The sequence below is a fragment of the Ruegeria sp. O6 genome, from assembly GCF_056535045.1.
Map to the genome: position 1 here is coordinate 48,224 of NZ_JBQERM010000003.1, position 26,372 is coordinate 74,595.

The window sequence follows — 26,372 nt, forward strand, 5'->3', positions numbered from 1 at the left end:
TTAGACAATCGGTTTAGGAAAGTTTTTTGATCACGCTTCTTATTGCAGTTGGACTGCTCGGAACAATTTCACTCCTAGCAATGGTTTGGGTATGGGTAAGTGTGCTCGCAGGATGGCGCGAAGCGTCGCCCGGCAGAAGTATATCAATGCTATGGTTCGTGCTCCTTTTGATGATCATCTGGGGACTTGGAGTAGATTCGAGCTTTAGCGGCTTACGAATGCTGGCGCTAGCTGTATGGCCCGCCTCAATCCTATTTTTACTGGGAGATGCTTTAACCGCGAGACTTTTTGTTTTTTTCTTTGCGGCGTTGATTTTACTGTTTTTGGTGGCCGCAGCCGCTGCGATCATGCCGGGCAAGGCAAAAATACCGACTATTATTGTTGGCGCAATGCTTACAGTGATAGGTCCGGTCGCGTTGCAAAACCTGCAAGTGCAATGGCAAATGAAAAGATACGCGAAAGCATCCGAGTTACGCATCATAGAACGTTCGTCTTTGTTCAAGTCCATTCGAGATCGCTCCGACGGTTACCAGTCCCCACATGGCGTCGCGTGTAACAGCGAGAATTGGCCGTTTCTTTGGAGTTATCGGCACAGAGACTGGATCGCACTGCCGTCCAACACCCGTTACGGCGGTGATACTAAGGAAAGAGTTATGAGCGTTTGCCTGAGTAGGTAAGTCACATCCCACACTCCACCCTTGCAGCCCAGCGCGCACTCCTCCACGTTTGAATTCACAAATTGTGTTTCCAAGCGGTTGCCATGACGAACCCGAACACCCTGGCCAGACCACATGAGGTCCAAATCGCTGTTCTCTCCAAATAAAAGAAAGGGCGGGTCTATCCCCGCCCTAACCGCTACCCCTTATCCCAATGGGCAATCACGTCGTACCCAACCGGCGTCGGTGGGCCTTCCATGAATTCGGCGAAATGGCCCCACAACTCGGCCACTTTGGGTGCGTTTGCGTTCGAGGTCGCCTCGCTTTCGACCACCGAGATCACATAGCCTGAACCATCCTCGTTCATCACGTTGGTAAAGCTGTGCATGCCGGGCATACCCATGATGTCGGATTTCAATTCATTCATCTTCGCCGTCGCCGCCTCGCGCGTACCGGGCTTCATTTTGTATTGGGTAATTCGTGCAAACATCGCTTTCCTCCGTCGTCTGGCAAAATTGCCATGTAACACGGCCGGAACGGCCCCGCCGCGCGTACTCTAGCACGGCAGTCCGAAATCTCGCATTGATACCGGCGATTTGCGCCGATTTTCAACCATACACCGCACTGCATCCGGGTGGCTGTCCCTTCAGGGTTGCAGCCTCGCCCCCAGTGCGGTTGTTTTTGCACCGATGGATGCTTGATCCCAATCAATGTCGAAACGCGAATGCGTCGGCAAAGTGGGTCCCATGCAAACACAGAACCCAACCGGAATTGACGCCTACAAACCAGCCCAGATCGCCGAGCTGGTTGAAACAGCTGGCGTTGCCAAGGCACATCTCACGGTCGGTCAGACGCTGACTCTGGCGATACTCGCGGGTGTGTTCATCGGTTTCGGCGGGGCCGCCTTCACCATGGTCATGACCGGTGTTGACGCGGGGTTTGGACCGGCCCGGTTTCTGGGTGGCGTCGTGTTCTCGCTGGGCCTGATCCTTGTGATCGTCGGCGGGGCCGAGCTGTTCACCGGAAACGCCCTGATGACCATCGCGGCGGTGGATCGGAAAATCTCGCCGCGCGCCCTGCTGCGCAACTGGGGCCTCGTGTACCTTGGGAATTTGGTCGGATCTATCGCGCTGGCTCTGGCCGTCGCTGCAACCGGCTTGCTGGACGGGCCCATGGGGGCCACCGCATCAGCAATCGCAAATGGCAAGGCCGACCTCTCAGCCACCCAGGCGTTTGCGCGCAGCGTTCTGTGCAACGCGTTGGTCTGCCTTGCCGTCTGGCTGAGCTTTGCGGCCAGAACAGCTGCGGGCAAGATCATGTCGGTACTCTGGCCCATTGCGGCGTTTGTCCTGTTGGGGCTCGAGCATTCCGTCGCCAACATGTACCTGCTGCCGCAGGGCGCGCTTGCCGGTGCCGATTTCGGTTTGGGCGCGGCCATGGGCAACCTCTTCTGGGTCACGATCGGCAATATTGTCGGTGGCGCAGGCGGCGTCGCGCTTGCCTATCGCTTTGCCTATCTGCGCAATACGCCCGGCTGAGCACGCGGTTTATCAGGTTTTGGGCAGGGAGATCCCCACACTCCACCCTTGCACCCCGCCCCACCCTCCTCCACGTTTGAAATCACAAATTGTGATTCCAAACGGCTGCCATGACGAACCCGAAAAACCTGCCCAGCGCGCATGAGGTGCAAAACGCCATTCACAGGGTGCGCGGCACCCGTGTGGTGCTGGCCGAGGATCTGGCGCAGTTCTACGGAAAATCCGTCAGTGCCTTCAATCAGGCCGTCTCGCGAAACACCGACCTGTTCGAAGGCTACCGCTTTCAGCTGACCGATGCCGAGGTTGCCGATTTGCAATCACAGAATGTGATATCAAAACCCAAAGGCCGCGGCGGGCGGAGGGTCAACCCGTGGGTCTATACCGATTACGGCGTGGCCATCGCCTCGGCCCTGTTCAAGGACCCGCGCGCGATCAAGATCACGCGGATGATCACCGAAGCCTTTGTCGATGGCGCGAACGCCCTGGCCGAAACTCCACGCAACCTGCCGGAAATCCTGCCCCCCGAACAGACTCCCGCCCCGCTGCTGCCCAATGGCGACCAACTGCGTGAACTGGCTGAAAACATCCTCGATTCCGGCCAGCAGAGCCTTGTCGATTACATCGCCAACCCAACCACCAAGCGCCAACAGGCCGTGGCGGTGATCATGAAGACGCTGGCCGAAACCGCCGGGGAAGAGGTCCGCACTCAACAGGAACGCCTGCGCCTGCGTATCGCCGAACGGCTGGCCACCGGCGATTATGCCAGTGACGACGATCGCAAAGGGTTGTTGGAATTGCTACAGGCGATGAAAGGCTAGCCCCTTCCCGCCCCCCGAAAATCAGGGGCGCACGAACTTGGCGCTTCCCACCGACCGTTCGCGCGGCTTTGGCTGGTCCTGCGCCTGCACGGTGGTCGCGCGTGGCAGCTCCAGCTCGGCATACCCGCAGGCCACCCCGTCACCATCCGGGTCGTTGCGCTCATGATATCCCGGCTGCCCAGCGCGGAACGGACCGATCCCCATGGCCTGTGTCGCATCACACCCCGCCAGCGCGATCAGGTGGATCACCGCCTCGTCCCGCTCATAGCCCGAGGTGCGCAGAAAGACGCCCGTGGCAATCAGCACGGTCGTCAGCGGCAGCAGCAGAACCACGATCAGGATCCGCAGCGGGGACAGCGCCTGCCGCCGCGCCGCCTCGGCGCGCTGGTGTCGTCTGGCCGAGCGCGGGTTCAGATCAGGTGCTTCCTGCGTTGGTTTCTTGAACAACATGCCCCGACCCATAAGAGCAATATGTGGCAAAGCCGAGGCAGCACAGTTCCACCGGGTTCAAAAAATCTGGCCCGGCCCGAAACCACCGCCAGCACAGGCACAATTTTGCTTACTGCCAGTGATGTCCGACCGTTACCGGACCACATGCACCGCGCAAGGGGCGTGGCGCACGATATGGAACGCGGTTGACCCCAGCAGCAGATCCTGCATCCCCGGCCGGTGCGAGGCCACGATGATCAGGTCCGGGTGATGCGCCTCGGCCCAATCCAGAATGGTCCGGCCGGAATGCCCTTCGACCACCACGCCCGTGGCATTCGGCAATTGCGACGCCAGCGTATCAAGCTCTGACTGAATCGCCTTTCGGGCCTCGGACAGATATTCCGCCGGCATGTACGAGATTGCATAATTCGGAATATGCTCAACCACATGCAGCAATGTGACCTGCGCGTCCGGCGTGGCCAGAACCCGGGCCAGTTTCAACGGCCCGGACGTATCTCTTTCGGCATCGAAAGAGATCGGAACGAGAATGTTGTGATACATAGCATGCGCCTCCGTTTTGCAGACTTACTTTGAAACAGACATGCACCGCAGGCTTTGATTCAGGTCAGGTAGAGCCAAATGTCTCTGCAACGTCATACATGACCGGCTCAAAGCTCTTGCACAGCTCGTTGATCTTGCGGTTGCGGTCGCGCATCTCGGGGGTCCGCAGCATGGCCAGGAAATCCTCGCGACGTTGCCATTGCGAATAGTTGGCAATCCGGGTTTGCGCATCATTCACATGAAGCCCCGCAGAAACAAAGCCGGGCTGCTTCGAGATGAACTCGGAATAGGCGTCGGTCAGCGCTTCCAAAAGGTCCTGACAGGTGCCGGGCGTCATTTCAAACGTGGTGATAACTGTCTGAACACTGGCGTTTTTGGCGATTTTCGGCATCGGGATTCTCCATTTCTTTCCCCAAGCCTAGCACATCAGATTGAAACGTCGCCTATTTCCTTTCCGATGCGCCAATCAGCGCTTTTCTGCGCCCGTTTGTCAGGCGGCTGGCCACCCCGGAATGGGCGGCCAGCCGCTGTTTCAACGCTCCATTCGCATCGTGACCGAGACTTCGCCTTTCAGGTGATCCGGCCAGCGCAGAATAAGGCTGTCGCCACTGACCCCTTGTTCGGTCAGAACATGAGGGGCCGAATAGACAAGGTTGTTGAACACCCCGGTCAGCGACCCGATGACAGTGACCCCGTCGCAGCCACGCGCCTTGCCGCCAAATGGCAATTCTCCGTTTGCCGAAACCGCCCAGATATTCGCAACCGAGTTCTGCTGGCTGCGGACGCGCAGCGGGTTCGAGGATCTCTTGCCAATCCCGTGATAGGTATTGTTCTCGTATGTCACGTTCGAATGCCTGTTATTGTCCAGATCGGCAAAAGACGTATCGACCCGTTCCGCCCGCTCAATCGAACCGCTGGTGGCGCGGAACTTGTTGCCGGTCACCGTCACGCCATTCAGGTAATGGCCAGCGCCATAGGGGCGGATGATGATATAACTGAACCAGGCCGGTGCATCGCTTGAGAAAAAGATATTGTCCGTGATGCTCATCGAACTGAACGAGAAACCACTGGTATAATTCGGCGCCGCATCGCGTTCGTTGGTCCATTCGATAAAGCAGTTGTCGACATAGTTCTCGGCAATGGTCGAGGTGTTGTAGGTGCCGATCATGATCAGCCCCGCGGTACGGACCCCTTGCGGGATGCCGTCGCCCTGGAAGAAATGGTTGCCCAGAACCAAATTGGTGCCACCGCCCAGAACGGCAAAATGCTTGAACCGCACCGCCTGATTGTGACGCAGCTTCACATCGTTCGAGTTGGTGTTCAGCCCGATGGAATTCCGGTCCGTCACGTCAAGCGCTTCTTCTGAGGACAAGAACTGGCAATTGTCGATCAGCAGCCCCTTGCACCCCGTCGCGGTCGAGGTCAGGCCCCGATCCTTCGGGCGACTGATAAAACAGTCTTTCAACGAAAACGTACTGCCCGAGGCCGCCAGACGAATACCGCTGCACCGGCTGTTGCACTGAAACTCGATCTGTTCCATGCCGAATTTCCGCAACGTATCGAAACCGCTGAAATCCAGCAGGTATTTGAACGACTGAAAGGTAAAGGTCTGGGTACCGGCGGCGTCATAGATGGGTGCACTCAGGGTTATCTCACCGGCACCTATGTTTTTCGAGCGCACGTAAACCTCACGCCCGACACCACTGCCTTCAACCAGCGATCCCACGGGAATATTGGCCACATTGGCGACATTGGTCAGGCGTGTCTTGTCCGACGGGTCATAGGTAGCGACAGAGGTGAAGGTTTCGGTGTCCCAGGCGGTACCGCTTTTGACATCGAACTGCCCGTTGCGGATCACGCGGCGCGTGGAAAAGCCGCTTTGCTTGTTGGGAACCGCAGCGGCCATGTCGATCGGCGCGGAAACGGAAATCTTGCGTCCGCCCAGATCCAGCGAGTCATGATCCGAATTGTTCAGCAGAGCCTGAAACGCCTTCTTGAAGGCCAGCTCCTCATCTCCGAACGCCTCGATATATGCGGGCAGATGGAAATCCTTGGTCAGCAACAGCATCTTGTCATCCGGCATGGTGACGGTGCCTTCGAATTCAATCTCCGCATCGATGCTGGTGTTTTCCGCAAGGTGATAGATGCCTTGCGGAACAAAGACCCGGCGGCCACCGGCCGCCTGATCCGCCGCCTCAAACGCAACCGAGTCATCCGTCACACCGTCACCAACGGCACCAAAGTCGCGCACATCGACCAGGCTGATCATCTCGCGCAGAAAGAACCCGGTGACATCGGTGATCTCAAGATCATCGACACGCACCAGCGCGCCGTTGGCCCCTTCGATATCCAGGCCGAAATGCCCGTAAAGGGCAGCCAGCCCCCAGGGCATGTCCACGCCCGGGCGCTGGCCAGTGCCGACAATCGCGGTGATCTCGTGAACGGTGCCATAGCCCGACAGCTGGGTGGCCGGCCCCTGTTCCACAACACCGGCCACATGCACATCACCCGCGCCACCGGCCCAGGCTGCAATGCGCACCGACGGCAACGGGCCGCTGATCGCCTTGACCCGGGCTTTGATCTGCAAATAGCAACCGGGCAGGATCGGCGTCTGCCCCATGTAACGCAGTTGCTGCGTTGTGTTGACCTTCAGGATTTCAAGGCAACCGGCAAAATCCGCATCCGCCGGAACAAACACCCCGGTGCCGGACCCGCCATATGTGGGCGACCCGGGCGTTCCGTCCCCCGCAGACCAGACCGTCAGACCATTCGCGAATTGAGGCGGCATGAACACGATGCCGTCGGTGATTGCCTTGTTCATTGAAAACCCTTTCCCAATCGCGCCGCGCAAATCCGGCGACGCGTTCAAACCCCGTGTTCAGGTCCGCCCCGAACGCGACAGTCTGGATATCGAAAAGGAATTAACCACGGCTCATCTCACCGTGACGGTGGTGTTGCCTCAGGCCGCAGGGTCAGCGGCACCCAACAGTTGCACCCCGTTGATCTTCCAGCCTTCCGTCAGCGGGATCATCTGATAGTCCAGAAGATGCACCCGCCCGTTACCGTCCGTAATCATCACCTTCTGCCACAGCGCGCCGTCAACCTCGCGCAGTTCCAGAAAACGCACATCGGCGGGGCGCCAGACCATGGGATAGCCATTGCGCACCATCGCGCCGAAATTGTCGGGGTTTCGGAACAGACGCTGGATGCTGGGGCTGGCAAAGGTGAAGGCGGTCGCAAAGTCATCCGCCCGGAAGGCCTGTATCTGTGCCGCGATATTGGCCTCGATCTCGGCACTCTGCGCAAATGCGCCCGACGCCAGCCCGGCGCTCAGGGATAATGCAAGCAGTAGTCGACGCATGGGGCCACCTCCTGTTCCAAGGATAGCCCCATGCCGGTTCAGGTCAAATCAGACCAGCTCTCCGGCCAGTGCCTTGTCGATCAGCGCGATGGTCTCGGGCACGCCGTAAAGCGCGATAAAGCCCCCGAAACGCGGCCCTTGCGAGGCCCCCAGCAGCACCTCATAAAGCGCCGAGAACCACCCTTTCATTGGATCAAACCGCTCGCGGCCGATGGCATAGACCACCGATTGCAACGCTTCATCCTCGGTCGGGCCATCATATGCCTCAAGCGCCGCCTTCAGCGCTTCCAGCGCCTCGCGCTCCTGATCCGTCGGCGCGCGATGCTTACGCGTCGGTTTGACGAAATCGTTGAAGTACCGCACGGCGAAACCGGCTGCCTTGTCCAGATCGGGATGGCTCTCTGCCGTTGCCTCGGGCGCATAGCGGCGAATAAAGCCCCACAGCGCCTCCTTGTCTTCGGCACCGGAAACCGATGCCAGATTCAGCAGCATCGCAAAGGGAACGATCAGGGTCGATTCCGGCACGTCGCCGCCGTGGATATGCCAGACCGGGTTGTTCAACTGCGCCTTCAGGTCCTGCCCCGGATAGGCGCGCAGCTGCTGATGATACTCATCATAGGCTTTCGGGATCACGTCGAAATGCATCCGCTTGGCCGTCTTGGGCTTTTGGTACATGAAATAAGCCAGCGACTCGGTCGGCGCATAGGTCAGCCATTCGTCAATCGAGACACCATTGCCCGACGATTTCGAAATCTTCTGTCCGTTCTCGTCCAGAAACAGCTCATAGCTGAAATGCTCGGGCGCGCGGCCACCCAAGGCCCGGCAGATCCCGTCATAGATCTTTTCGTTGGTCGCGTGTTCCTTGCCGTACATCTCGAAATCAACGCCCAGTGCCGCCCAGCGCGCCCCGAAATCCGGCTTCCATTGCAGCTTCACGTTGCCGCCGGTGACGGGAACCGTCCATTCCTTGCCGTCTTCATCATCGAAGGTGACGGTGTAGGTCTCGGCGCAGACCTTTTTCATCGGCACATACAGAACCCGCCCGGTTTCCGGGTGGATCGGTAGGAAGATCGAATAGGTCTGCTGGCGTTCTTCCCGCAGGCTTTTCAACATGATGGCCATCACGTCGTCATAGCGTTCAACCGCACGCTTCAGGATCTCGTCGAACTGGCCCGAGCGATAAAAGTCGCGCGCCGAATAGAACTCGTATTCGAACCCGAAGGTATCAAGGAACCGGCGCAGCATCGCGTTGTTGTGCTCGCCAAAGCTGTCATACTCGCCAAACGGATCAGGAACCGAGGTCAGCGGGCGCTGCAAATGCTCTTCCAACGCCTCGGGGTTCGGCACGTTGCTGGGCACCTTCCGCATCCCGTCCAGATCGTCCGAGAAACAGATCAGCTTGGTCGGGATGTCCGACAGCGCCTCAAAGGCACGCTTGACCATCGTGGTCCGCGCCACCTCGCCGAACGTGCCGATATGCGGCAGGCCCGACGGGCCATATCCGGTTTCAAACAGCACATACCCCTTTTCCGGAGCACCTTTCTGATAGCGTTTAAGCAACCGGCGCGCCTCTTCAAAGGGCCAGGCCTTGGACGACATCGCGGTTTCGCGCAGTTCAGACATTTCAATGTGCTCCATTGGGGAAACGGTCGCGGCTGCACCACGCAACCCGACCGGCCCCTCCTATTGTGCCAGTGCAGCATGAGTCAATGACAGGCAACACTTTTCGCGATCCTGCGGCACCAGATCACTGGCGCCACCCCGCAAGGACTGTCAGTTTTCCCAATAGGCACACGACCCTTCTTCCTCCACGTCCAGGCGCGAAAGCAACTCATGTACAGAATGAAACCCGGTGTTAAGAAAGACCCCGAGCGCAGGTGGGCGCTTCCGGACCGTATATTCTTCGGCAATGGCGCCTGCCACATACTCGCTGGCGTCTATCTGAAGATGTCGCCCCTGCCCGGTTTTTATGCAGAAAGAATTGTCCCTGCCGAAGGGTTTGCCGGAAGCCACATCTACGTCACCAATGGCTTGCTCGCGTTCGATTGCCACGGGTATACGATCCGGAACCGGCTTGTCAGGTATTACACGAACAATTGGGCCGGCGAATATGATGAAGGGTGGAATTGCTGGCTGGAACTGGTGAATTTCGACCTTCTGAGTACCGCAGATCTGAATGCACGCAAGTTTCTTGGCCCCGACCAGTACAGATATGACCCGGTTGAGCGGGCACAGAACTATCTCGCACGGATTGACCACAAAAATGCTTCAGAGAAAACCATGCTCCGGCACCTCCGGGTTATGCCCGACCGGGGTTAAACAGAATTCCTAACCCCCAGAACCTGCTTTTCCGCCTCAAATCACGAGCTAGGTGTTGAACCTCACCGCCCCCCCTCATATCGTGCGCGATCAGAAACACCCAAGCAGGATGCCCCGAATGACCGAGCAAGTTCCCCACCCGATGTCCCCACAGGATTGCCTTGTGGCGATCATGGTTGCGATCTCGGCCTCCGACGAAACCATCCGAACCGCCGAGCTGGTCAAGATCGAGGTCGCCGTGAACATGTTGCCGGTTTTCGCCGGGTACGACATCGACCGGATGCGCCACGTGTCGCAGGTCGTGTTTGACCTGTTCGAACAGGAAGACGGGCTGGATGCGCTGTTCGGCCTGATCCGGGACAACCTGCCCGAACGCCTGAACGAAACCGCCTATGCCCTGGCCTGTGACGTCGCTGCCGCTGACGGAACGCTGGCCGAATCCGAACTGCGCCTGCTGGAAGAAATCCGGTACGAGCTGGACATCGACCGCCTGCACGCGGCCGCGATCGAGCGCGGGGCCCGGGCGCGCCATACTGTCTGACGCCTGCTTCAGGCCGGTTTCAGGTTTCAGCTTCCGTAAAGTGCCCCCCAGCGCTCCAGCAAGGCGCGCTGCAATTTCCGTGATCTGCTGTTCCAGCTGCGTGCACCATCCGGGCGTTCACGCTGCGCGCGTGGGATCGTGGCGCGATGATCCACGTCGGCGGTGAATATCGCGAATGCCAGATCGACCCCGTCCGCAGTTGTCAGGAAACCGCCCAACCCGGATACAAAGTTCAATGTTCCGGTCTTGGCATCAACCTTGATCGGGTGGTTCTTGACGGGCCGCCCGTTCCGGTCGGTCAGTGCAAAAGGTTTCATCAGGGGCCGCAACATCCCCGACTTCTGCGTTGCAACAAGGGCCGCAACCAAATCCGCCGGTACCATGCGAGAGGCATCGCTCAGGCCCGAATGATCGACCATGGCGATCCCGGTCACGCCGAAACGACTGGCGGCCCACCGGTTCATCTCGGCTGCCGATTCCGCCAGGGTGTGCGGGTCAACACCGCGCGCCCTGGTCGCGGCCAGCCCGACCATCTCGGCCGTCAGGTTGGTCGAGTATTTCAGCATCCCGCGCAGGACATGGTCCAAACTGTCGCTGCGATGCACCACAAGATCAACACCCCGCACGCTCTGGTGTGTCACCTGAACACGCTTCAAAACGATCCCGTTCGACCGCGCCAAGGTGCGAAACACATCACCCGCGTACAAAGCGGGCTTGCGCACCGGCAACCAGCGGGCCCCGCCATTGCCCAACGCGCCCTTGGCCACGGTCCAGCGATCCTGCCGCGCGCTTGCCTGATAGGTATAGATCGGCAGGCTGCGATCCTCGACCCGCATGGCCGAGACATCCACCGCAGGCACATAACGCGCGCTGCGGGCATCCATGGTTATGTCATAGCCATTGCCTGCGCGTTTCCATTCAAAATGGACACGATTGAAGTTCAGGGAAATGCCGCTGACAGCCGGGCTATAGCCCACATGATCCGGCTGTTCGGGATCGATGCTGAACACATAAGGCAACGCCCCGTCATAAACCTTGAACGCGCCGCGCACTTCGATAATCCCGGCCTCGCGCAAATTGGCCGCCATCGCGGCCAGCGCATCCGTATCCAGCAGCGGGTCGCCGCCCCCAACCAGAATCAAATCGCCGTGCAGAACGCCGTTCTCGATCCGGCCATCCGCCACCAGGCGGGTCTCGAACCGGTGTTCCGGCCCCAGAACATCCAGCGCATAAAGCGCGGTCATTGCCTTTCCAACGCTGGCCGGGGGCAGACTTGCGCCCTCGCCAAACACTTCCAGTTGCGCCCCGGTCGCCACATCCGCAACCGCAAACACAACTTCGCCTTTCAGGCCTGCTGCGGCCACCAATCGCTCGGCACCGCTTAATATGACCCCACGCGCCTGCGGCCTCAGCGATACAAGCGGTGCCTGCGCAAGGCCCGCTGCCGGGATCAGGGACGCCCCTAATCCCCCCAGAAACAATCGACGTGAAAAACGACCAGCCATAGCCGAATTAAAATCCCACAGATCAAAAGCACACAACCACTGTGTTAGATTATGCGCCCGTTGGGGCTATTCCGGCAACACTTCCGCGCCCCATTCCCCGCGCGTCCGAAGATCGGTCGAACTGACATCGATCATCGGCACGTTCACGAAACACCACGCCGGGGCCTGTGCCTGCCCCAGAAGATGCCGCGCCTGCCCGTCGATCCGGTACTTCGCATAAACCCGCGCCGCAGGCGACATCCGGGCCGAGATCCGCTCGCCCGGCCGCGCCACCACGCCCACCGGCACAGTGTCCATGATCAGCCGCCAGTCTTTCCAGCGATGAAACTGCGCCAGATTATCCGCGCCCATCAGCCAGACAAACCGCACCTGCGGGTAAAGCCGTCTGAGCGCTGTCAGAGTGTCCGCCGTCGCCCGCGTGCCGACCAGCGCCTCGATATCCGTCACATCCACCTTCGGATGCTGCATCACCTGACGCGCCGCCGCCATCCGCCGCGCAATCGGCGCAGGCCCCCGCTCTTTCAACGGATTGCCGGGTGACACCAGCCACCACACCCGATCCAGCCCAAAGGCCTTCATCGCCTCACGCGTTACATGCACATGGCCCCGATGCGGCGGATCGAATGACCCGCCGAACAGCCCAACGACCTGCCCGGGCCGCGCGTATGGGATGTCGTATCGCTCCATACCCTGCTGATGTTCAGAACCGGGCCGCGTTGTCAATCAATCGGTTGCACGGCGTCGCCCAGCGCAACCCGCCCCGGCCTGACAACTTCGGCGCACCATCCCCCATGCCCCCGCACGGCAGAATAGCCGCCCTTGCCCAGCGCCTCTTCCATCCGGCTGCACGGCGCACAGATCACGGTAAAGCGCAAAACGGCCTCACCCACCTGCACCTCGCGCCCCTTGAGCGCGGCAAGATTGATCCCCGAAACCACCAGATTGCGCCGCAGGGTTTCCGGGGCCACGGGTCCCTGCCCCAGATAAGACCCAATCGCCGCCAGATGCTCCTGCTGGATCAAAGAAACCGCCCGCTTGCCCGCACGGCCCCGGTCGCCTTCCAGCCCATCGGCCGAGACCACCGCCTCCCTCACCACCTCCACCCCAACCCGCCGCTCGGGCCGGACGCCTATCCATTCGACACGTCCTGGCTGCGCCCAGCCTGATATCAGTTCCGCCAGTTCCACTACTTCATGCCCCTCATACAGCCCGGCAAACCTAGCCCATGCAGATACGGGACGAAATTCACAAAACCACCAGCTTGCCCCGCCCGCCCCGCTCGGATATCCAGCGTTTCAACCCAATTTCCCGACCCAGAGGACGCGACATGGCCGCCTATCAATATGTCTACCACATGCAGGGTGTCTCCAAGACCTATCCCGGTGGCAAGAAGTGCTTTGAAAACATCCACCTCAGCTTTCTGCCCGGCGTGAAAATCGGTGTTGTCGGCGTCAACGGCGCCGGTAAATCGACGCTGATGAAGATCATGGCCGGCCTCGACACCGACTTCACTGGCGAGGCTTGGGCGGCCGAGGGTGCCAAGGTCGGTTACCTGCCGCAGGAACCGCAATTGGATGAATCGCTCACCGTCCGCGAAAACGTGATGCTGGGCGTCGCGGCGAAAAAGGCCAAAGTTGACCGCTTCAACGAGATCGCCATGGAGATCGCCGAGAATTACTCGGACGAGCTGATGGAGGAAATGACCACCCTGCAGGACGCGATCGACGCGGAAAACCTCTGGGACCTCGACAGCCAGATCGACGTCAGCATGGAGGCGCTGCGCTGCCCGCCGGACGATGCCAACATCGCCAACCTCTCGGGGGGTGAGAAACGCCGCGTGGCGCTCTGCAAGCTGCTGCTCGAAGCGCCCGACATGCTGCTTTTGGACGAACCGACCAACCACCTGGACGCCGAAACCATCGCATGGCTGCAACAGCACCTGATCGACTACAAGGGCACCATCCTGATCGTCACCCACGACCGTTATTTCCTCGATGACATCACCGGCTGGATCCTCGAACTCGACCGGGGTCGCGGCATTCCGTACGAGGGCAACTACTCCGCATGGCTGGAACAAAAGGCCAAACGGCTGGAGCAGGAAGCCCGCGAGGACAAGTCCAAGCAGAAGACCCTGCAACGCGAATTGGAATGGATGCGTCAGGGCCAGAAGGCCCGTCAGGCCAAATCCAAGGCCCGGATCAACGCCTATAACGAGCTGGCCGAACAGTCCGAGCGCGAAAAGCTGACCCGCGCGCAGATCGTCATCCCCAACGGCCAGCGCCTTGGCGGCAAGGTGATCGAGGTCGAGGGCCTGTCGAAACATATGGGCGACAAGCAACTGATCGAAGGGCTGGACTTCGCCCTGCCCCCCGGCGGCATCGTCGGCGTCATCGGCCCCAACGGTGCCGGTAAATCGACGCTCTTCAAGATGCTCACCGGTCAGGAACAGCCCGACAGCGGCACCATCACGCTGGGCGACACGGTCGAGCTGTCTTATGTCGACCAGTCCCGCGACGACCTGAAAGACAACGACACCGTGTGGGAGGCGATCACCGGCGGCGCCGAGATCATCCAGCTGGGCGACGCGCAGGTCAATTCCCGCGCCTATTGCTCGTCCTTCAACTTCAAGGGCGGCGACCAGCAGAAAAAGGTCTCGCTGCTGTCAGGCGGTGAGCGCAACCGCGTCCACATGGCCCGCCTGTTGAAAGAGGGCGGCAACGTCCTGCTGCTTGACGAACCCACAAACGACCTCGACGTCGAAACCCTGCGTGCGCTGGAGGACGCGCTGGTCGATTTCGCTGGCTGCGCCGTCGTCATCTCACACGACCGCTTCTTCCTCGACCGGATTTGCACGCATATTCTGGCGTTCGAGGGCGATGCCCATGTGGAATGGTTCGAGGGCAACTTCGAGGACTACGAAGAGGATAAGAAGCGGCGGTTGGGGCCGGACGCGCTGGAGCCAAAGCGGTTGAAGCATAAGAAGTTTGCGCGGTGAGACTGGATGGGGACCGTATGGCTGAAAAAGCAGAGATGGAGATGTCTTGTTAATGATTAGACTTGCGGCGCGTTGTGTCCAGATTTCTGCTTTCCTGGTTTGCGGTGCAGGTAATGCATTGGCTGAGACTCCAAAGAAGGTTACTACCTTTGCCGCGCCAGCGGATTTCATTCATTTCTTGCATAAGCACGATAGCGAGCAGGGAAAATTCGATTTCACAGACAAATGGGTGGATCCAGAAAAGTCTGATGTGATTGTCGTTTTCATAGAAAATCGAGAAGATATCGATTTTGTTCCGGCAAAACTCTACACTTCATTCCAAACTGTTTTGTCGATGTTTGATGCACATTTTTATGAAATACCAAGCCGTGTCTATGGCGATACGTTAAATTCTGACGTTTACATTGTGTCCGTTTCAAGATTGCAAAACAAGTTGGTAGAAGACGGGTTTTCGATAGAGCAGGCTCAAAAGGGTGCATTTATTTCGTGCTTTGCAGCGGGCTTGGTTGAGGATTTTTATCGCCAAGGAAATCTAAATGCGAACCATCGCAGAATTGGAGACACATGTGGGGAATACCTAGAAAACAAGTAAGCGTAGGTTGAGTGCTCGCTCCCTTCACGCCAACTGGTAGGCCGGGCTTCAGCCCGGCACCACTCGAAACACCCACAGGCGAAAGAAACGCAAAATCAGGAGTTTTTCTTTGTTCTCAAAGATAATTGCGACAGTGTTCATCTCAGCCATTCTTGGATCGTCGGGACAAGCCGAAACAATTCTCGTTCCAGCACTTCCCGACGGGCAAGTCGACGCGACTGCGGTGTTCGAATCCCTGACTATTAATAACAGCGAGCTCGACGGGGACGATCCGAATTTGTATTGGGGTGACGTACTCGGGAAGCGCTTTGGTGCAATCTTCGGCTCGCCTCCGTCTAAACAAATTTTCTCATTAACCATTGGGGTAGAAGAGCTTCCAGAGCCAGTGGTTCACTTGCTCGCGAATATACTAACAGCAAACCATTGCGCCAAAGCTGAGTTCGGTGGAATCAACATAGACTGGGCGGGTACCGCAATTCGTTTCGAAGGTGAACCATTCGACGGTGGGTGGTCAATGAAAACAGCGTGCCGAGACAAACTGGAACTAGATTGAGGAGTGTCAGAAAACGGAAGTTGGTCAGGCAACTGGAAGGCAAGCCTTTGGAAGGGTTTCTCAGAGTCAAACCAGAACGCACTTTGGATCAAGCGTAGGATGGGTGCTTGCACCCATCACCCCTTGCCCGCAGGCCGGGCTTCAGCCCGGCATATCTGCCAGAGGTCACAACAGGTAGATGCGCGAGCTCGGGTGCCGGGCTGAAGCCCGGCCTACGGTTTGTCTTGTTCACATCCATGGTGAACCGCGCCTTGATCGCACCCCACCGCGTGGAATAATCCGCATCCCCCGGCGGCAAGGTCCACACCGCGTGCAGATGATCGGGCAACACCACAAACGCATCACACCAAAACGGACGCTCCCGCTGCGCTTCGGCAAAAGCCGCGCGCAGATGCGTCACCTCGCGGGTCAACAGGTCCGATGACCGGTCGGCCAGCGACACCGTAAAGAAATATCTGACTCCGGGAATGCGGACGCGGCGATAATCACTCATGCGCGCAAGGTGGCGCAGGTATGACTACCAAGTGGTTAACACACACGCCTTTGCAGGCCACTGCCGCAGGTCGGGTGGTCCGCCAACCTTCGGTGTCCCATATCACAGCATTCAAGGATGATTGCAGGTGCAGCGCTTATCCGAACCGGTTGCCACGCAGCCGCCCGACGCCGAACAGCCCTGTCAGCGCCCCAAGCAGCAGCAGCCAACTGGCCGGAAGCGGCACGGCCGAGACGTTCACGTCCACCGGCGTTTCTTCGGACCCGGGCTCATTGCACCACAGCTCACAGAACTCGGGCCCGGATTCCTCCACGACCTCTGTCCGTTCAGTCAGTATCTCGGGCAAATGCTTGGGTCCACCAAGCTCGACAAGACGACGACGTCTTTCATTACGGCGCGGCTTCTCCTTCGCAAAGACAGGTGTCTTCAACTCGTGTTCAACTTCGAACATGTTGTCGAATTTGAACCCGCCTTCACGCGCGCCCGGCTTCGAACCCTCTGTCCCATATGGAACAGTCAGGGCCTGCGCGGCTCCGGCCCAGCACAACAAGGTTATCGTACAGACAACTTTCATATCCGCCCCCACGGCTGCCTGAAAGTATAGCACCGGATCGCAGATTTTCCAAACATAGTGATTAATGAATAATAACCGTCAGTTGTGAGAAGACCCCCCGCTCAATGGGTCAGAACAACACTGGTTCTGAACACGTGCCTACAACGAAAAAGTGTCACTCTCCCGCGCAGGCGTGGCCCGTGGTGACCGCTCCGCATGGCTGACCGGGAAAGTGTGGGTCCGGGTTTTTCACCGCCGTCGCGCGTATCAACAGACAGGGTGGTCAGAGCGCTCGGGACGCTGTCAAACACCGCCAAATCAGCCTGAAACCCATCAGCGGATTCTTGTACATATTGGGCTTTCTGCCCTCTGGCCCCTGTACAATCCGTACAAACCACTCTTGCCACAGGCTTACCTCAATGCCATATGCAAGGTGCTAACGTTTTTCTATTTCGACCTACTGTCTCCTTCTACGGCGCTCAGTCTATCGATCCAGACCTACGACGCCAGGCTGCCGCAACTCCGTGGGCAGCACCAAACAGGAGACACGGATATGCCAGCAGGCACCGTAAAATGGTTCAACACCACCAAAGGCTACGGCTTTATCGCGCCCGAAGATGGCGGCAAGGACATCTTCGTCCACATCTCGTCCGTCGAACGCTCGGGCCTGACCGGTCTGGCCGACAACCAGAAAGTCACGTACGAACTGCGTTCGGGTCGTGACGGCCGCGAAAGCGCCGACAACATCCAGCTTGCATAAGCTATTGAAAGGATGAGGGAAACCCCTCATCCTTTTGTTCAACCGCTGCCGTTTCGGTGGCTGTTTGATCACATCACGGATGCGTGATGCTTGCCCCAGAATTGACCAAATAACATATCATGATGAAACTGGCTCTTAGGTTTCATTGGTCAATTGATGAGGGTTTCGATGTTTACACGCCGAGTTTTTCTGGCCGGAACAGCGGCCACGCTGCTGCCAGGCATCGCCAGTGCAAAGAAAGCGGTCGAGTATGATCCGACACCGCAATTCGTGCGCATCAAAAAGCAGTTTCTGCCCGGGCAGCTGCTGGTCGCCCCCCGTTCATTCTATCTTTACTATGTCACCGAACCACGCAAAGCGATCCGCTATGGCTGCGGCGTCGGCAAGGCAGGTCTGGAATTCACCGGCACCGCTACCATCGATGTGAAGAAGGAATGGCCGACCTGGCGCCCGACCCAAGAGATGATCCAACGCGATCCGGTGGCCTACGCAAAATTCAAGGACAATGACTATGTCCAGCCGGGAGGTGGGGATAACCCTCTCGGCGCGCGCGCGATGTATTTGTTCCAGAACGGTGTCGATACCTATTTCCGAATCCACGGCACGACACAGCCACAAACCATAGGCAGGGCGGTGTCAAACGGGTGTATTCGGATGCTGAATGAACATGTCATCGATCTGTATAACCGGGTCCCCATCGGAACGGTTGTTACGGTCGTCTGATCGCTATCACGGGGATGGCTAACCTTCCCCGCCCGCCTGCGTCACGAGTTGCAGCACGGACGGACCCATTGCGTCGACGATCTTCGCCACCCCTGCCGCATTTGGATGAATGCCGTCCGATTGCATGAAGTGCGATACGGCCGCGGGGTCGCCCTCCGCTGCAAGCCCCTCGAAGAAACTGCTGAAAAACAGGACTTCAAACTCCTGCGCCAGCGCAGGGTACATGCCATCGAATGCCCGCTTGTATTCAGCACCGTAGTTGCCCGGCGCCTGCATTCCGATCAACAAGACAGGAACCTTCGCATCGCGTGCAACCTCAAGGATCTTGCGCAGATTGGCTTGCGAAACAGCAGGATCGATCCCGCGCAACACGTCATTCCCGCCTAAGGCAACGATCATTCCGTCCACATCCGGTGTCAGGGTCCATTGCACCCGTGCGGCACCACCCGCCGTTGTATCGCCCGAGACACCGGCGTTGATAACCCGGACATCTGCGCCCTGCGCCTGCAACCAACGGTCAAGCTGGGGAACAAACCCGTTCTCCTCCACCAGCCCGTAGCCTTGCGTCAGCGAATCCCCAAGGGCTGCAATCGCCACCTGTTCGGCTGTGGCCGCAAAACCGCAGAAAACAAATGGACTTGCCATCAAAACCTTGCGCAATACGGTGATCACTCCATATCCCAAAAACCGCTCCTTTATCGGGAAGACCCATGACGCCTGCTGTTCTCGCTCTTCAGAATGCCGCTTTATCGCTGGATGGCAATGCCGGGCGGGTCGTTATTTTGCATGACATTACGTTGACCGTGAACAGGGGGGAAACGCTGGGGCTGATCGGGCCATCGGGGTCGGGAAAATCGTCGCTGTTGATGCTGATGGGTGGGTTGGAACAGGCAACAAGCGGTCAAATCTTGGCCTTGGATCAGAATTTGACAAGCATGGACGAGGACGCCCTGGCGCGGTTTCGGCGCGACAACATGGGCGTGGTGTTTCAGAATTTCCACCTGATCCCAACGATGACCGCGTTGGAAAACGTGGCGACACCGCTGGAACTGGCAGGGCACAAAGATGCGTTTCACCGGGCCGAAACTGAACTGAATGCCGTGGGGTTATCGCATCGCCGCGATCATTACCCAGCACAGTTGTCGGGTGGCGAGCAGCAACGAGTTGCCCTGGCGCGCGCATCGGCACCACGCCCCAAGATCTTGCTGGCGGATGAACCGACCGGGAATCTGGACGAAACAAACGGTGCCGCGATTGTCGATCTGCTGTTCGGGCTTCGGCGCAAATATGATGCGACGCTGGTTCTTGTAACGCACAGCCGTTCGCTGGCTGAACGATGTGACCGTGTGATCCGGCTGCGCGACGGCAGGATTGCCGACGAGACCCGGCAGGAGGCCGCAGAATGAGCCTTCGGCTCGCCGCGCGGCTGGCCCGTCGAGAGCTGCGCGGGGGCCTGCGCGGGTTTCGCATCTTTCTGGCTTGTCTGGCCTTGGGCGTCGCAGCCATCGCAGCCGTCGGATCGGTGCGTCATGCGATTCAGACCGGGCTGACCCGCGAAGGGGCATCCCTGCTGGGCGGCGATGCCGAGCTTGAGTTCACTTATCGTTTTGCCACTGAGGCCGAGCGCCTCTGGATGCAACAGGCATCCGAGCAGGTGTCCGAGATTGTCGATTTCCGCTCGATGGCGGTTGTACCCCGCGACACCGGGCCGGAACGTGCGCTGACCCAGGTCAAATCTGTGGATAAGGCTTACCCGCTGGTCGGATCGGTTAAGCTGGAGCCGGATATCACGCTGAGCGACGCCCTGAATGGCAGGGCCGGATTACCCGGTGCCGTTATGGAACCCGTTCTGATCGACCGGCTTGGTTTGTCGGTCGGTGATCACTTCGCGCTAGGCACGCAAGAGTTCATTCTGATGGCCGCACTTCGGAATGAACCCGACAGCGCCGCGGCTGGTTTTGCCTTGGGGCCACGTACAATGGTGCGTACCCAAGCGTTGCAGGCATCTGGCCTGCTGGAACCCGGAACGCTTTTTTCGACCAGGTACCGGCTGACCTTGCCCCAAAACGCGAACCTGTCGGAGGTGTCCGCACGTGCCAGCGCGGCGCTTGAAGGCTCGGGGATGCGCTGGAGCGACGCGCGTAACGGCGCGCCGGGCATATCGGAATTCGTCAACCGCCTGAGTGCCTTTCTGGTCCTTGTCGGGTTGTCGGGGCTTGCCGTCGGTGGCATCGGTGTGTCCGCCGCCGTACGGGCCTATCTGAGCCAGAAAACGGAAACCATTGCGACATTGCGGACATTGGGCGCGGATCGCTCCACCATTTTTCAAACTTACATGATTCAGATCGGGGTGCTGTCCCTGACTGGCATTGTAATTGGACTGCTACTGGGCGGGATGGCTCCGCTTTTGCTGGCGCCGCTGCTGGAAAACCGATTGCCGGTTCCAGCAGTGTTTTCTCTGTATCCGCAACCGCTGATCGAGGCCGCACTTTATGGCCTGCTGACAGCATTTCTGTTCACGCTCTGGCCGCTGGCCAGAACCGAAGATGTGCGCGCCGCAACTCTGTTTCGCGATGCGCTGAGTGCGGCTCGTCCCATCCCACGCGCAACTTACGTCGTGGCAACCGGGTTTGGATTGGCCTCCCTGATCGTGATTGCGTCCTGGTTCAGCGGCTCTACTCGCCTAACCCTGTGGACCAGTGGCGGACTTGCGGGCGCACTGATCCTGCTGGCGCTCGCAGCCTATGCCATTCGCAAACTGGCACGGGCCGGAACACCTTTGGCGCGGGGCCGCCCTGCCCTGCGATGGGCCTTGTCCGCCATCTCTGATCCGCGTGAAGGCGCGGGGTCGGTGGTTTTGTCGCTTGGCCTGGGTTTGTCAGTGCTGGCGGCGGTTGGGCAGATTGACGGAACGCTGCGCAATGCGATCTCCGGCAATCTGCCGGAAGTGGCGCCTTCATACTTCTTTGTCGATATTCAAAAAGACCAGATGCCCGGTTTTACCGAACGGCTGCAAACCGATCCTGCTGTCAGCCGCATTGAAAGCGCACCAATGCTGCGAGGGATCATCACTCAGATAAACGGCCGCCCCGCGCGCGAGGCAGCCGGAGATCATTGGGTACTGGAGGGAGATCGCGGCGTCACCTATTCAGCCCGACCCCCGGCAAATGCACGGGTGACAGCGGGGGAATGGTGGGCCGAGGATTATTCTGGCGCACCACAGATCAGCTTTGCAGCCGAAGAAGCCGAAGAGATGGGTCTGAAACTCGGCGATCAGATAACTGTCAACATCCTGGGGCGGGATATCACCGCAGAGCTGACCTCAACCCGAGAGGTGGATTTTTCCACAGCGGGTATGGGTTTTGTCATGTCGATGAACCCGTCGGCGCTGGCGGGCGCACCACATAGCTTTATTGCGACGGTATATGCAGAAGAACAGGCCGAGGCCGCTATTCTGCGAGATCTTGCGGGCCAGTTCCCCAACATCACGGCCATCCGTGTGCGCGACGCCATTGACCGTGTTTCGGGCCTATTGGCAGGGATCGCCGCTGCTACCTCGTATGGCGCGGGCGTGTCTTTGTTGACCGGATTTCTGGTTCTGATCGGTGCGGCAGCCGCCGGTGAACCCGCTCGCAGATACGAGGCGGCAATCCTCAAGACGCTGGGGGCTGACCGTGGCCGCATCCTGCGCAGTTTTGGACTGCGCTCGGTCCTGCTGGGTGCCGCGGCGGGTTGGGTCGCCTTGCTGGTTGGCATCCTGGGCGGCTGGGCTGTGGCCACCTATATCTTCGACACAGGTTTTACCGTGATCTGGTCTTCGGCCATTGGCATTGTTCTGGCCGGTGTCGGCGTCACGCTCTGCGCAGGATTTGCCTTCGCACTGCGCCCTCTCTCTGCCCGGCCAGCCCGCATTTTGCGGGCCAGCGACTAAGATCAGCGTATGCAGGCCACGGGCTGCAACAGCTTCAGCAACGGGTCGTTGTCACAAACCAGCGCATCCAACGACACTTCGTCCAGAGACGCATAAAAAACTTCCGCCGCATCCTGTAATGCCAGCCGCAGCCTACAGGCATCGGTCAAAGGACAGGTGTTATCCGCATCCGCAAAACACTCGGCGATGGGCAAGGCCCCTTCGACATGCCGAAACACCGCGCCGATCCGGATTTGGCTTGCCGGGCGCGCCAACGACATACCGCCGTTGCGGCCGCGCTGAGTGCTCAGGTAATTCAACTGGCTTAACTGGTTGATCACCTGAGCCAGATGGTTTTCCGAGATGTTGCAGACTTCGGCGATCTCGGCTTTGGTGACCAGCCGGTCCGGGTGTGCGGCGCAATACATCAACAGGCGCACAGCGATATTCGTCCGTTTGGTAATCCGCATGAGGGCCTCCCTGAATAAAAGATGAAGCCTTATTGCATGTCGCGGAAAAAAGCGGTTTGACATACATCAATCGACCCAAAGGACACCTCTCGCATGGCCGACCCCTATTTCTTTGGCTATGGAAGCCTTGTGAACCTCGCCACACATGATTTCCCCGACCCCCGCCCGGCAAAGCTGAAGGGTTGGAAACGCGCATGGCGTCATACCGATCTGCGTCCGGTCGCGTTCCTGACAGCTGTCCCGGACCCGGAGTCTGAAATTGAGGGAATGATCGCGCATGTCCCAAGGAACGACTGGGCCGCACTGGATGAACGGGAATGGGCGTACGACCGAATTCCTGCGACGCATTCGATTTCACATCCACTGACACATGAAGTTGAAATTGCGGTCTACGCCGTCCCACAGGATCGGCATAACGAGCCCAGCAACCACCACCCCCTGCTACTCAGCTACATCGATGTTGTTGTTCAGGGTTACTTGCGGGCGTTCGGAGAAGACGGAGCGGATCGTTTCTTTGAGACGACAACCGGCTGGAACGCCCCGATCTTGAATGATCGCGCCGAGCCGCGCTATCCGCGCCACCAGCAACTCAAACCTGCTGAGCGTGATTTTGTCGATGACCGCCTGACCAGTTTGTCGGCCCGGATTGAACAGCCGGAATAAAAAGGGCCACGCTTGGGCACGACCCTTTATGCTGGAATAGTAGCGGTTTACCCGCGCGCGCGGATCACCTGCAGCAATGGCAGCAACGCAGCCATTTCCGGGCCACGCTCTGCACCGGTCAACGCCTTGCGCAGCGGCATGAACAGACCTTTCCCCTTGCGGCCTGTCGCCTCTTTCACGGCATTGGTCCAGGCCCCCCAGGTGTCGCCATCAAACGGGCCTTCGGGCAGCAGCGACATGGCCTGAGCGATGAATTCGCGATCTTCATCCGCAACCAACGGCTCAGCACCATCGCGGCACAGATCCCACCACCTTTTGAGGTCGGCCAAAGTAGTGATGTTTTCCCGCGCCATGGCCCAGAACGGTTCAGCCAGTTCGGCTGGCACTCCGGCATCCGCGACAGCACCGGCCACATTCGCCAGCGGCAGAGATTGCAGGTATTTGGCGGTCAGCGGGAACAGGTCCTGCACGTCGAACTTGGTCGGCGCGGCACCAAACCGGCTCACGTCAAAGCCGTCGATCAACTCGGCCATATCCGAGCGCAGCTCGACCGGATCGGACGAACCCAGACGCGCCATCAGGCTCAGCAGTGCCATCGGCTGCACACCCTGTTCACGCAGATCGCGCAGGGCCAGCGTACCAAGGCGTTTCGACAGTGCTTCGCCCTGCGGGCCGGTCAGCAGCGAGTGATGCGCAAAGCGCGGGCAATCCCCACCCAGTGCCTTGATGATCTGAATCTGGGTCGCAGTGTTTGTCACGTGGTCCGAGCCGCGCACGACATCAGTCACGCCCATTTCGGTGTCATCCACCACCGACGCAATCGTATAAAGTACCTGTCCATCACCACGGATCAGCACCGGATCAGAGACCGAGGCCGCATCGATCGAAATGTCGCCCAGAATTCCGTCGGTCCACTCGATCCGTTCGTGATCCAGCTTGAAACGCCAGACACCGTTGCCACGTTCCGCGCGCAAGGCATCCTTCTCGGCATCCGACAGGTTCAGCGCGGCGCGGTCATAAACCGGCGGCTTGCCCATGTTCAGCTGTTTCTTGCGCTTCAGGTCCAGCTCGGTCGGCGTCTCAAACGCTTCATAGAACCGCCCCATCGCGCGCAACTTGTCAGCCGCTTCGGCGTAGCGGTCCAAACGCTCGGATTGACGCTCGACACGATCCCAGTGCAAACCCAGCCATTCAAGATCCTGTTTGATGGCATCGACATATTCCTCTTTCGAGCGTTCGGGGTCGGTGTCATCGATGCGCAGGATGAACGTACCGCCCGCCTTGCGGGCGATCAGATAGTTCATCAGGGCGGTGCGCAGGTTGCCCACATGGATGTAACCGGTGGGCGACGGGGCGAAACGGGTGGTTGTCATGGGTGTCTCCTGTTGGCGCGGCTCTTGTCACATGGGCGCGTTTTTGTCCAGCCGCCGCTTGATCCCTCAGGTGATTCAACGCGGTTCCACGGGCCATATCCTGCCAAGGTCGTCCAACCCGGCGCGGATGAGTTCCGACAGAACCTGCATGTCGATATCCGCCAGCGTGTTCACATACAGGCAGGACTTTCCCAGCTTGTGCTTGCCCAACCGGGCAAGAATGCCGCCAAAATCCGCGTAACCCGGCATGATATAAATCACCAGCGCCGACTTGCGCGGGGAAAATCCGGTTGCCAGAAATTCGCCCTCTCGGCCCGAGGCGTAGCGATAGTGATAACGGCCATACCCTATCATCGACGGACCCCACATGACCGGATCAAACCCGGTGGTGGCCCGAAACAGTTCATCCAGAGCGCGCGCCTCCTCGGCCCGACGTTCTGATTGGACCGAATTAAGGAAATCTTCTACACTTTGATCCGTTGGAACGGTTTTGTTCTGCGATCGCGACATGAACAAAAATAAACACGTATTGTTCATCCATGCACCCTACGTGGATGTCGTAACATCTGGTCAGAATCTCACACCGTTCTAGTTTTTCTAAAGGTGTTCTGACAGGGAGAACGATAATGACGATCAAACTTACGCGCCGTGCCGCCTTGGGAACTGCTGCCGCCTTGCCATTTGCCACAGCAGCAGCGCCGGTTTTGGCCGCAGGCTCTGACGCCAAGGCCAATTCGACCATCGCCAAATCTTTCAAGGTCGGCGACTTTACCGTCACGACCCTGCTGGATGGCAGCCTGCCGCGCGACGGCGCCAAGGATATCTTTGGCGGCGGCGCGTCTGATGAAGACTTTGCAAAGGTTTCGGCAGAGAACTTTATTCCCGCCGACACTGCCCAGTTCTTCTTTACCCCCTCACTGGTCAACACCGGATCGGAACTGGTGTTGTTCGACACCGGTCTTGGGCAGGGTGGCATTCAAGCCGCTTTGGCCGATGCAGGTGTCAGCCCGGATCAGATTGACGTCGTCGTGCTGACCCATATGCATCCAGACCATATTGGCGGCATGACAACGGATGGCGCACCGACCTTTTCCAACGCACGCTATGTGACCTCGGCAACGGAATACGATTTCTGGTCCGCGCAAGAGGCCGGAAACAATGTCGGTGATCTTGTGGCCGCAAAAGTCACGCCGCTGGCCGAGAAGATGAGCTTTATCGGTGATGGAGAGCAAGTGGCGTCGGGCATAACTGCGGTTGCGGCCCACGGCCATACTCCGGGCCATACGGTCTATCATCTGGAGAGCAACGGACAGCGCCTTCTGCTGACAGCGGATTTGGCCAACCATTACGTGTGGTCCTTTGCCCATCCGGAATGGGAGGTTCGGTTTGACATGGACAAGGCCGCCGCGACAGCCGCGCGCCGTAATGTTCTTGGCATGCTGGCAGCCGACAAGGTGCCGATGGTCGGCTATCACATGCCCTTCCCTGCCGCGGGCTTTGTCGAGACACGAGGCGAGGGCTTCCGCTTTGTTCCGGTCAGCTATCAGATGATGGGCTAA

General features: G+C 58.9%; 30 protein-coding genes. 14 read left to right on the forward strand and 16 right to left on the reverse strand.

Annotated elements, in window-relative coordinates; genetic code table 11:
• Window positions 1–26 precede the first annotated feature (26 nt).
• Window positions 27–677, forward strand: coding sequence for a hypothetical protein (locus ACR0DY_RS05510; RefSeq protein ID WP_480506789.1), 651 nt, complete (start codon window positions 27–29; stop codon window positions 675–677).
• A gap of 178 nt (window positions 678–855) precedes the next feature.
• On the opposite strand, the gene ACR0DY_RS05515 is transcribed toward ACR0DY_RS05510, so the two are convergent.
• Window positions 856–1,146, reverse strand: coding sequence for an antibiotic biosynthesis monooxygenase family protein (locus tag ACR0DY_RS05515; protein WP_209507883.1), 291 nt, complete (start codon window positions 1,144–1,146; stop codon window positions 856–858).
• Between the two features lie 256 nt (window positions 1,147–1,402).
• On the opposite strand from ACR0DY_RS05515, the gene ACR0DY_RS05520 reads away from it, so the two are divergent.
• Window positions 1,403–2,194, forward strand: a complete 792-nt coding sequence (locus tag ACR0DY_RS05520; RefSeq protein WP_480826622.1) for a formate/nitrite transporter family protein — start codon at window positions 1,403–1,405, stop codon at window positions 2,192–2,194.
• Window positions 2,195–2,304: 110 nt separating this feature from the next.
• Window positions 2,305–3,012, forward strand: a complete 708-nt coding sequence (locus tag ACR0DY_RS05525; protein WP_480897921.1) for an ORF6N domain-containing protein — start codon at window positions 2,305–2,307, stop codon at window positions 3,010–3,012.
• A 21-nt stretch (window positions 3,013–3,033) separates the two neighbouring features.
• Here the strand turns inward: ACR0DY_RS05525 and ACR0DY_RS05530 are convergent, their stop codons facing one another.
• The 6 genes from ACR0DY_RS05530 to ACR0DY_RS05555 form a co-directional block, all read right to left on the reverse strand.
• Window positions 3,034–3,462 (reverse strand): excalibur calcium-binding domain-containing protein, encoded by a 429-nt coding sequence (locus ACR0DY_RS05530; protein WP_480897923.1) that lies wholly within the window; start codon window positions 3,460–3,462, stop codon window positions 3,034–3,036.
• Between the two features lie 132 nt (window positions 3,463–3,594).
• Window positions 3,595–4,002: a universal stress protein gene (locus ACR0DY_RS05535; protein ID WP_480483281.1), complete on the reverse strand. Its 408-nt coding sequence runs from the start codon at window positions 4,000–4,002 to the stop codon at window positions 3,595–3,597.
• Between the two features lie 64 nt (window positions 4,003–4,066).
• The gene (locus tag ACR0DY_RS05540) at window positions 4,067–4,393 is read right to left on the reverse strand and encodes an antibiotic biosynthesis monooxygenase family protein (protein WP_209507893.1); all 327 of its coding nucleotides are present in this window, start codon (window positions 4,391–4,393) and stop codon (window positions 4,067–4,069) included.
• 141 nt (window positions 4,394–4,534) lie between these two features.
• The gene (locus tag ACR0DY_RS05545) at window positions 4,535–6,823 is read right to left on the reverse strand and encodes a glycosyl hydrolase family 28-related protein (RefSeq protein WP_480897925.1); all 2,289 of its coding nucleotides are present in this window, start codon (window positions 6,821–6,823) and stop codon (window positions 4,535–4,537) included.
• A gap of 138 nt (window positions 6,824–6,961) precedes the next feature.
• Window positions 6,962–7,363 (reverse strand): DUF4864 domain-containing protein, encoded by a 402-nt coding sequence (locus tag ACR0DY_RS05550; protein WP_480475250.1) that lies wholly within the window; start codon window positions 7,361–7,363, stop codon window positions 6,962–6,964.
• Between the two features lie 48 nt (window positions 7,364–7,411).
• Complete coding sequence (locus tag ACR0DY_RS05555) at window positions 7,412–8,986, reverse strand: lysine--tRNA ligase (protein WP_480486734.1); 1,575 nt, start codon at window positions 8,984–8,986, stop codon at window positions 7,412–7,414.
• A 210-nt stretch (window positions 8,987–9,196) separates the two neighbouring features.
• Here ACR0DY_RS05555 and ACR0DY_RS05560 point away from each other — a divergent pair, with 210 nt between their 5' ends.
• Entirely contained in the window at window positions 9,197–9,682 is a 486-nt protein-coding gene (locus tag ACR0DY_RS05560; RefSeq protein ID WP_480483275.1) for a hypothetical protein, read from the forward strand.
• Window positions 9,683–9,800: 118 nt separating this feature from the next.
• A complete protein-coding gene (locus ACR0DY_RS05565; protein WP_209598583.1) occupies window positions 9,801–10,223 on the forward strand; it encodes a tellurite resistance TerB family protein in 423 nt (140 codons plus the stop codon).
• 26 nt (window positions 10,224–10,249) lie between these two features.
• Here the strand turns inward: ACR0DY_RS05565 and dacB are convergent, their stop codons facing one another.
• From dacB to ACR0DY_RS05580, 3 genes are all read right to left on the reverse strand, one after another.
• Complete coding sequence (gene dacB / locus ACR0DY_RS05570; RefSeq protein WP_480483273.1) at window positions 10,250–11,728, reverse strand: D-alanyl-D-alanine carboxypeptidase/D-alanyl-D-alanine endopeptidase; 1,479 nt, start codon at window positions 11,726–11,728, stop codon at window positions 10,250–10,252.
• Window positions 11,729–11,794: 66 nt separating this feature from the next.
• Window positions 11,795–12,415, reverse strand: a complete 621-nt coding sequence (locus ACR0DY_RS05575) for a nicotinate-nucleotide adenylyltransferase (protein WP_480483271.1) — start codon at window positions 12,413–12,415, stop codon at window positions 11,795–11,797.
• Window positions 12,416–12,447: 32 nt separating this feature from the next.
• Window positions 12,448–12,915, reverse strand: a complete 468-nt coding sequence (locus tag ACR0DY_RS05580) for an MOSC domain-containing protein (protein WP_480483269.1) — start codon at window positions 12,913–12,915, stop codon at window positions 12,448–12,450.
• Between the two features lie 140 nt (window positions 12,916–13,055).
• Here ACR0DY_RS05580 and ettA point away from each other — a divergent pair, with 140 nt between their 5' ends.
• The 3 genes from ettA (at window position 13,056) to ACR0DY_RS05595 (ending at window position 15,868) form a co-directional block, all read left to right on the forward strand.
• A complete protein-coding gene (gene ettA, locus ACR0DY_RS05585; RefSeq protein ID WP_010442471.1) occupies window positions 13,056–14,723 on the forward strand; it encodes an energy-dependent translational throttle protein EttA in 1,668 nt (555 codons plus the stop codon).
• A gap of 52 nt (window positions 14,724–14,775) precedes the next feature.
• Complete coding sequence (locus tag ACR0DY_RS05590; RefSeq protein WP_480545936.1) at window positions 14,776–15,315, forward strand: hypothetical protein; 540 nt, start codon at window positions 14,776–14,778, stop codon at window positions 15,313–15,315.
• Window positions 15,316–15,424: 109 nt separating this feature from the next.
• Window positions 15,425–15,868 carry a hypothetical protein gene (locus ACR0DY_RS05595; protein WP_480554173.1) on the forward strand — a complete coding sequence of 148 codons (444 nt, stop codon included), beginning with the start codon at window positions 15,425–15,427 and terminating at the stop codon, window positions 15,866–15,868.
• Window positions 15,869–15,956: 88 nt separating this feature from the next.
• Here ACR0DY_RS05595 and ACR0DY_RS05600 read toward each other — a convergent pair whose 3' ends face one another.
• Both ACR0DY_RS05600 and ACR0DY_RS05605 read right to left on the reverse strand, forming a co-directional pair.
• Entirely contained in the window at window positions 15,957–16,361 is a 405-nt protein-coding gene (locus ACR0DY_RS05600) for an REP-associated tyrosine transposase (protein WP_480897927.1), read from the reverse strand.
• A 136-nt stretch (window positions 16,362–16,497) separates the two neighbouring features.
• On the reverse strand, window positions 16,498–16,935 hold the full coding sequence (locus tag ACR0DY_RS05605; protein WP_480545930.1) for a hypothetical protein: 438 nt from the start codon (window positions 16,933–16,935) through the stop codon (window positions 16,498–16,500).
• A 532-nt stretch (window positions 16,936–17,467) separates the two neighbouring features.
• Here ACR0DY_RS05605 and ACR0DY_RS05610 point away from each other — a divergent pair.
• Both ACR0DY_RS05610 and ACR0DY_RS05615 read left to right on the forward strand, forming a co-directional pair.
• Window positions 17,468–17,674, forward strand: a complete 207-nt coding sequence (locus ACR0DY_RS05610) for a cold-shock protein (protein WP_209506380.1) — start codon at window positions 17,468–17,470, stop codon at window positions 17,672–17,674.
• A 168-nt stretch (window positions 17,675–17,842) separates the two neighbouring features.
• Window positions 17,843–18,397 carry a L,D-transpeptidase gene (locus ACR0DY_RS05615; protein ID WP_209506382.1) on the forward strand — a complete coding sequence of 185 codons (555 nt, stop codon included), beginning with the start codon at window positions 17,843–17,845 and terminating at the stop codon, window positions 18,395–18,397.
• A gap of 18 nt (window positions 18,398–18,415) precedes the next feature.
• Here ACR0DY_RS05615 and ACR0DY_RS05620 read toward each other — a convergent pair whose 3' ends face one another.
• On the reverse strand, window positions 18,416–19,042 hold the full coding sequence (locus tag ACR0DY_RS05620) for an arylesterase (protein ID WP_480483262.1): 627 nt from the start codon (window positions 19,040–19,042) through the stop codon (window positions 18,416–18,418).
• A gap of 65 nt (window positions 19,043–19,107) precedes the next feature.
• Here ACR0DY_RS05620 and ACR0DY_RS05625 point away from each other — a divergent pair, with 65 nt between their 5' ends.
• Complete coding sequence (locus ACR0DY_RS05625; RefSeq protein WP_480483261.1) at window positions 19,108–19,803, forward strand: ABC transporter ATP-binding protein; 696 nt, start codon at window positions 19,108–19,110, stop codon at window positions 19,801–19,803.
• Complete coding sequence (locus ACR0DY_RS05630; protein ID WP_480897929.1) at window positions 19,800–22,328, forward strand: ABC transporter permease; 2,529 nt, start codon at window positions 19,800–19,802, stop codon at window positions 22,326–22,328. Before ACR0DY_RS05625 ends, ACR0DY_RS05630 begins: the two co-directional genes overlap by 4 nt.
• A 2-nt stretch (window positions 22,329–22,330) precedes the next feature.
• Here the strand turns inward: ACR0DY_RS05630 and ACR0DY_RS05635 are convergent, their stop codons facing one another.
• Window positions 22,331–22,777 carry an RrF2 family transcriptional regulator gene (locus ACR0DY_RS05635; RefSeq protein ID WP_209598591.1) on the reverse strand — a complete coding sequence of 149 codons (447 nt, stop codon included), beginning with the start codon at window positions 22,775–22,777 and terminating at the stop codon, window positions 22,331–22,333.
• Between the two features lie 93 nt (window positions 22,778–22,870).
• Here ACR0DY_RS05635 and ACR0DY_RS05640 point away from each other — a divergent pair, with 93 nt between their 5' ends.
• Window positions 22,871–23,440, forward strand: coding sequence for a gamma-glutamylcyclotransferase family protein (locus ACR0DY_RS05640; RefSeq protein ID WP_480897931.1), 570 nt, complete (start codon window positions 22,871–22,873; stop codon window positions 23,438–23,440).
• 47 nt (window positions 23,441–23,487) lie between these two features.
• Here the strand turns inward: ACR0DY_RS05640 and gltX are convergent, their stop codons facing one another.
• Complete coding sequence (gltX, locus tag ACR0DY_RS05645) at window positions 23,488–24,813, reverse strand: glutamate--tRNA ligase (RefSeq protein ID WP_480558878.1); 1,326 nt, start codon at window positions 24,811–24,813, stop codon at window positions 23,488–23,490.
• A 75-nt stretch (window positions 24,814–24,888) separates the two neighbouring features.
• Window positions 24,889–25,323, reverse strand: coding sequence for a DUF1801 domain-containing protein (locus tag ACR0DY_RS05650; RefSeq protein ID WP_480483253.1), 435 nt, complete (start codon window positions 25,321–25,323; stop codon window positions 24,889–24,891).
• Window positions 25,324–25,439: 116 nt separating this feature from the next.
• Between ACR0DY_RS05650 and ACR0DY_RS05655 the strand changes: the two genes are divergently transcribed.
• The gene (locus tag ACR0DY_RS05655; protein ID WP_480483251.1) at window positions 25,440–26,372 is read left to right on the forward strand and encodes an MBL fold metallo-hydrolase; all 933 of its coding nucleotides are present in this window, start codon (window positions 25,440–25,442) and stop codon (window positions 26,370–26,372) included.

Excerpts from the sequence above, each read along its gene's own strand:
- ACR0DY_RS05515 (WP_209507883.1), bottom strand. The coding sequence starts at position 1,146 with ATGTTTGCACGAATTACCCAATACAAAATGAAGCCCGGTACGCGCGAG.
- ACR0DY_RS05520 (WP_480826622.1), top strand. The coding sequence starts at position 1,403 with ATGCAAACACAGAACCCAACCGGAATTGACGCCTACAAACCAGCCCAG.
- ACR0DY_RS05525 (WP_480897921.1), top strand. The coding sequence starts at position 2,305 with ATGACGAACCCGAAAAACCTGCCCAGCGCGCATGAGGTGCAAAACGCC.
- ACR0DY_RS05530 (WP_480897923.1), bottom strand. The coding sequence starts at position 3,462 with ATGTTGTTCAAGAAACCAACGCAGGAAGCACCTGATCTGAACCCGCGC.
- ACR0DY_RS05535 (WP_480483281.1), bottom strand. The coding sequence starts at position 4,002 with ATGTATCACAACATTCTCGTTCCGATCTCTTTCGATGCCGAAAGAGAT.
- ACR0DY_RS05540 (WP_209507893.1), bottom strand. The coding sequence starts at position 4,393 with ATGCCGAAAATCGCCAAAAACGCCAGTGTTCAGACAGTTATCACCACG.
- ACR0DY_RS05545 (WP_480897925.1), bottom strand. The coding sequence starts at position 6,823 with ATGAACAAGGCAATCACCGACGGCATCGTGTTCATGCCGCCTCAATTC.
- ACR0DY_RS05550 (WP_480475250.1), bottom strand. The coding sequence starts at position 7,363 with ATGCGTCGACTACTGCTTGCATTATCCCTGAGCGCCGGGCTGGCGTCG.
- ACR0DY_RS05555 (WP_480486734.1), bottom strand. The coding sequence starts at position 8,986 with ATGTCTGAACTGCGCGAAACCGCGATGTCGTCCAAGGCCTGGCCCTTT.
- ACR0DY_RS05560 (WP_480483275.1), top strand. The coding sequence starts at position 9,197 with ATGTACAGAATGAAACCCGGTGTTAAGAAAGACCCCGAGCGCAGGTGG.
- ACR0DY_RS05565 (WP_209598583.1), top strand. The coding sequence starts at position 9,801 with ATGACCGAGCAAGTTCCCCACCCGATGTCCCCACAGGATTGCCTTGTG.
- dacB (WP_480483273.1), bottom strand. The coding sequence starts at position 11,728 with ATGGCTGGTCGTTTTTCACGTCGATTGTTTCTGGGGGGATTAGGGGCG.
- ACR0DY_RS05575 (WP_480483271.1), bottom strand. The coding sequence starts at position 12,415 with ATGGAGCGATACGACATCCCATACGCGCGGCCCGGGCAGGTCGTTGGG.
- ettA (WP_010442471.1), top strand. The coding sequence starts at position 13,056 with ATGGCCGCCTATCAATATGTCTACCACATGCAGGGTGTCTCCAAGACC.
- ACR0DY_RS05590 (WP_480545936.1), top strand. The coding sequence starts at position 14,776 with ATGATTAGACTTGCGGCGCGTTGTGTCCAGATTTCTGCTTTCCTGGTT.
- ACR0DY_RS05600 (WP_480897927.1), bottom strand. The coding sequence starts at position 16,361 with ATGAGTGATTATCGCCGCGTCCGCATTCCCGGAGTCAGATATTTCTTT.
- ACR0DY_RS05605 (WP_480545930.1), bottom strand. The coding sequence starts at position 16,935 with ATGAAAGTTGTCTGTACGATAACCTTGTTGTGCTGGGCCGGAGCCGCG.
- ACR0DY_RS05610 (WP_209506380.1), top strand. The coding sequence starts at position 17,468 with ATGCCAGCAGGCACCGTAAAATGGTTCAACACCACCAAAGGCTACGGC.
- ACR0DY_RS05615 (WP_209506382.1), top strand. The coding sequence starts at position 17,843 with ATGTTTACACGCCGAGTTTTTCTGGCCGGAACAGCGGCCACGCTGCTG.
- ACR0DY_RS05620 (WP_480483262.1), bottom strand. The coding sequence starts at position 19,042 with ATGGCAAGTCCATTTGTTTTCTGCGGTTTTGCGGCCACAGCCGAACAG.
- ACR0DY_RS05625 (WP_480483261.1), top strand. The coding sequence starts at position 19,108 with ATGACGCCTGCTGTTCTCGCTCTTCAGAATGCCGCTTTATCGCTGGAT.
- ACR0DY_RS05630 (WP_480897929.1), top strand. The coding sequence starts at position 19,800 with ATGAGCCTTCGGCTCGCCGCGCGGCTGGCCCGTCGAGAGCTGCGCGGG.
- ACR0DY_RS05635 (WP_209598591.1), bottom strand. The coding sequence starts at position 22,777 with ATGCGGATTACCAAACGGACGAATATCGCTGTGCGCCTGTTGATGTAT.
- ACR0DY_RS05640 (WP_480897931.1), top strand. The coding sequence starts at position 22,871 with ATGGCCGACCCCTATTTCTTTGGCTATGGAAGCCTTGTGAACCTCGCC.
- gltX (WP_480558878.1), bottom strand. The coding sequence starts at position 24,813 with ATGACAACCACCCGTTTCGCCCCGTCGCCCACCGGTTACATCCATGTG.
- ACR0DY_RS05650 (WP_480483253.1), bottom strand. The coding sequence starts at position 25,323 with ATGTCGCGATCGCAGAACAAAACCGTTCCAACGGATCAAAGTGTAGAA.
- ACR0DY_RS05655 (WP_480483251.1), top strand. The coding sequence starts at position 25,440 with ATGACGATCAAACTTACGCGCCGTGCCGCCTTGGGAACTGCTGCCGCC.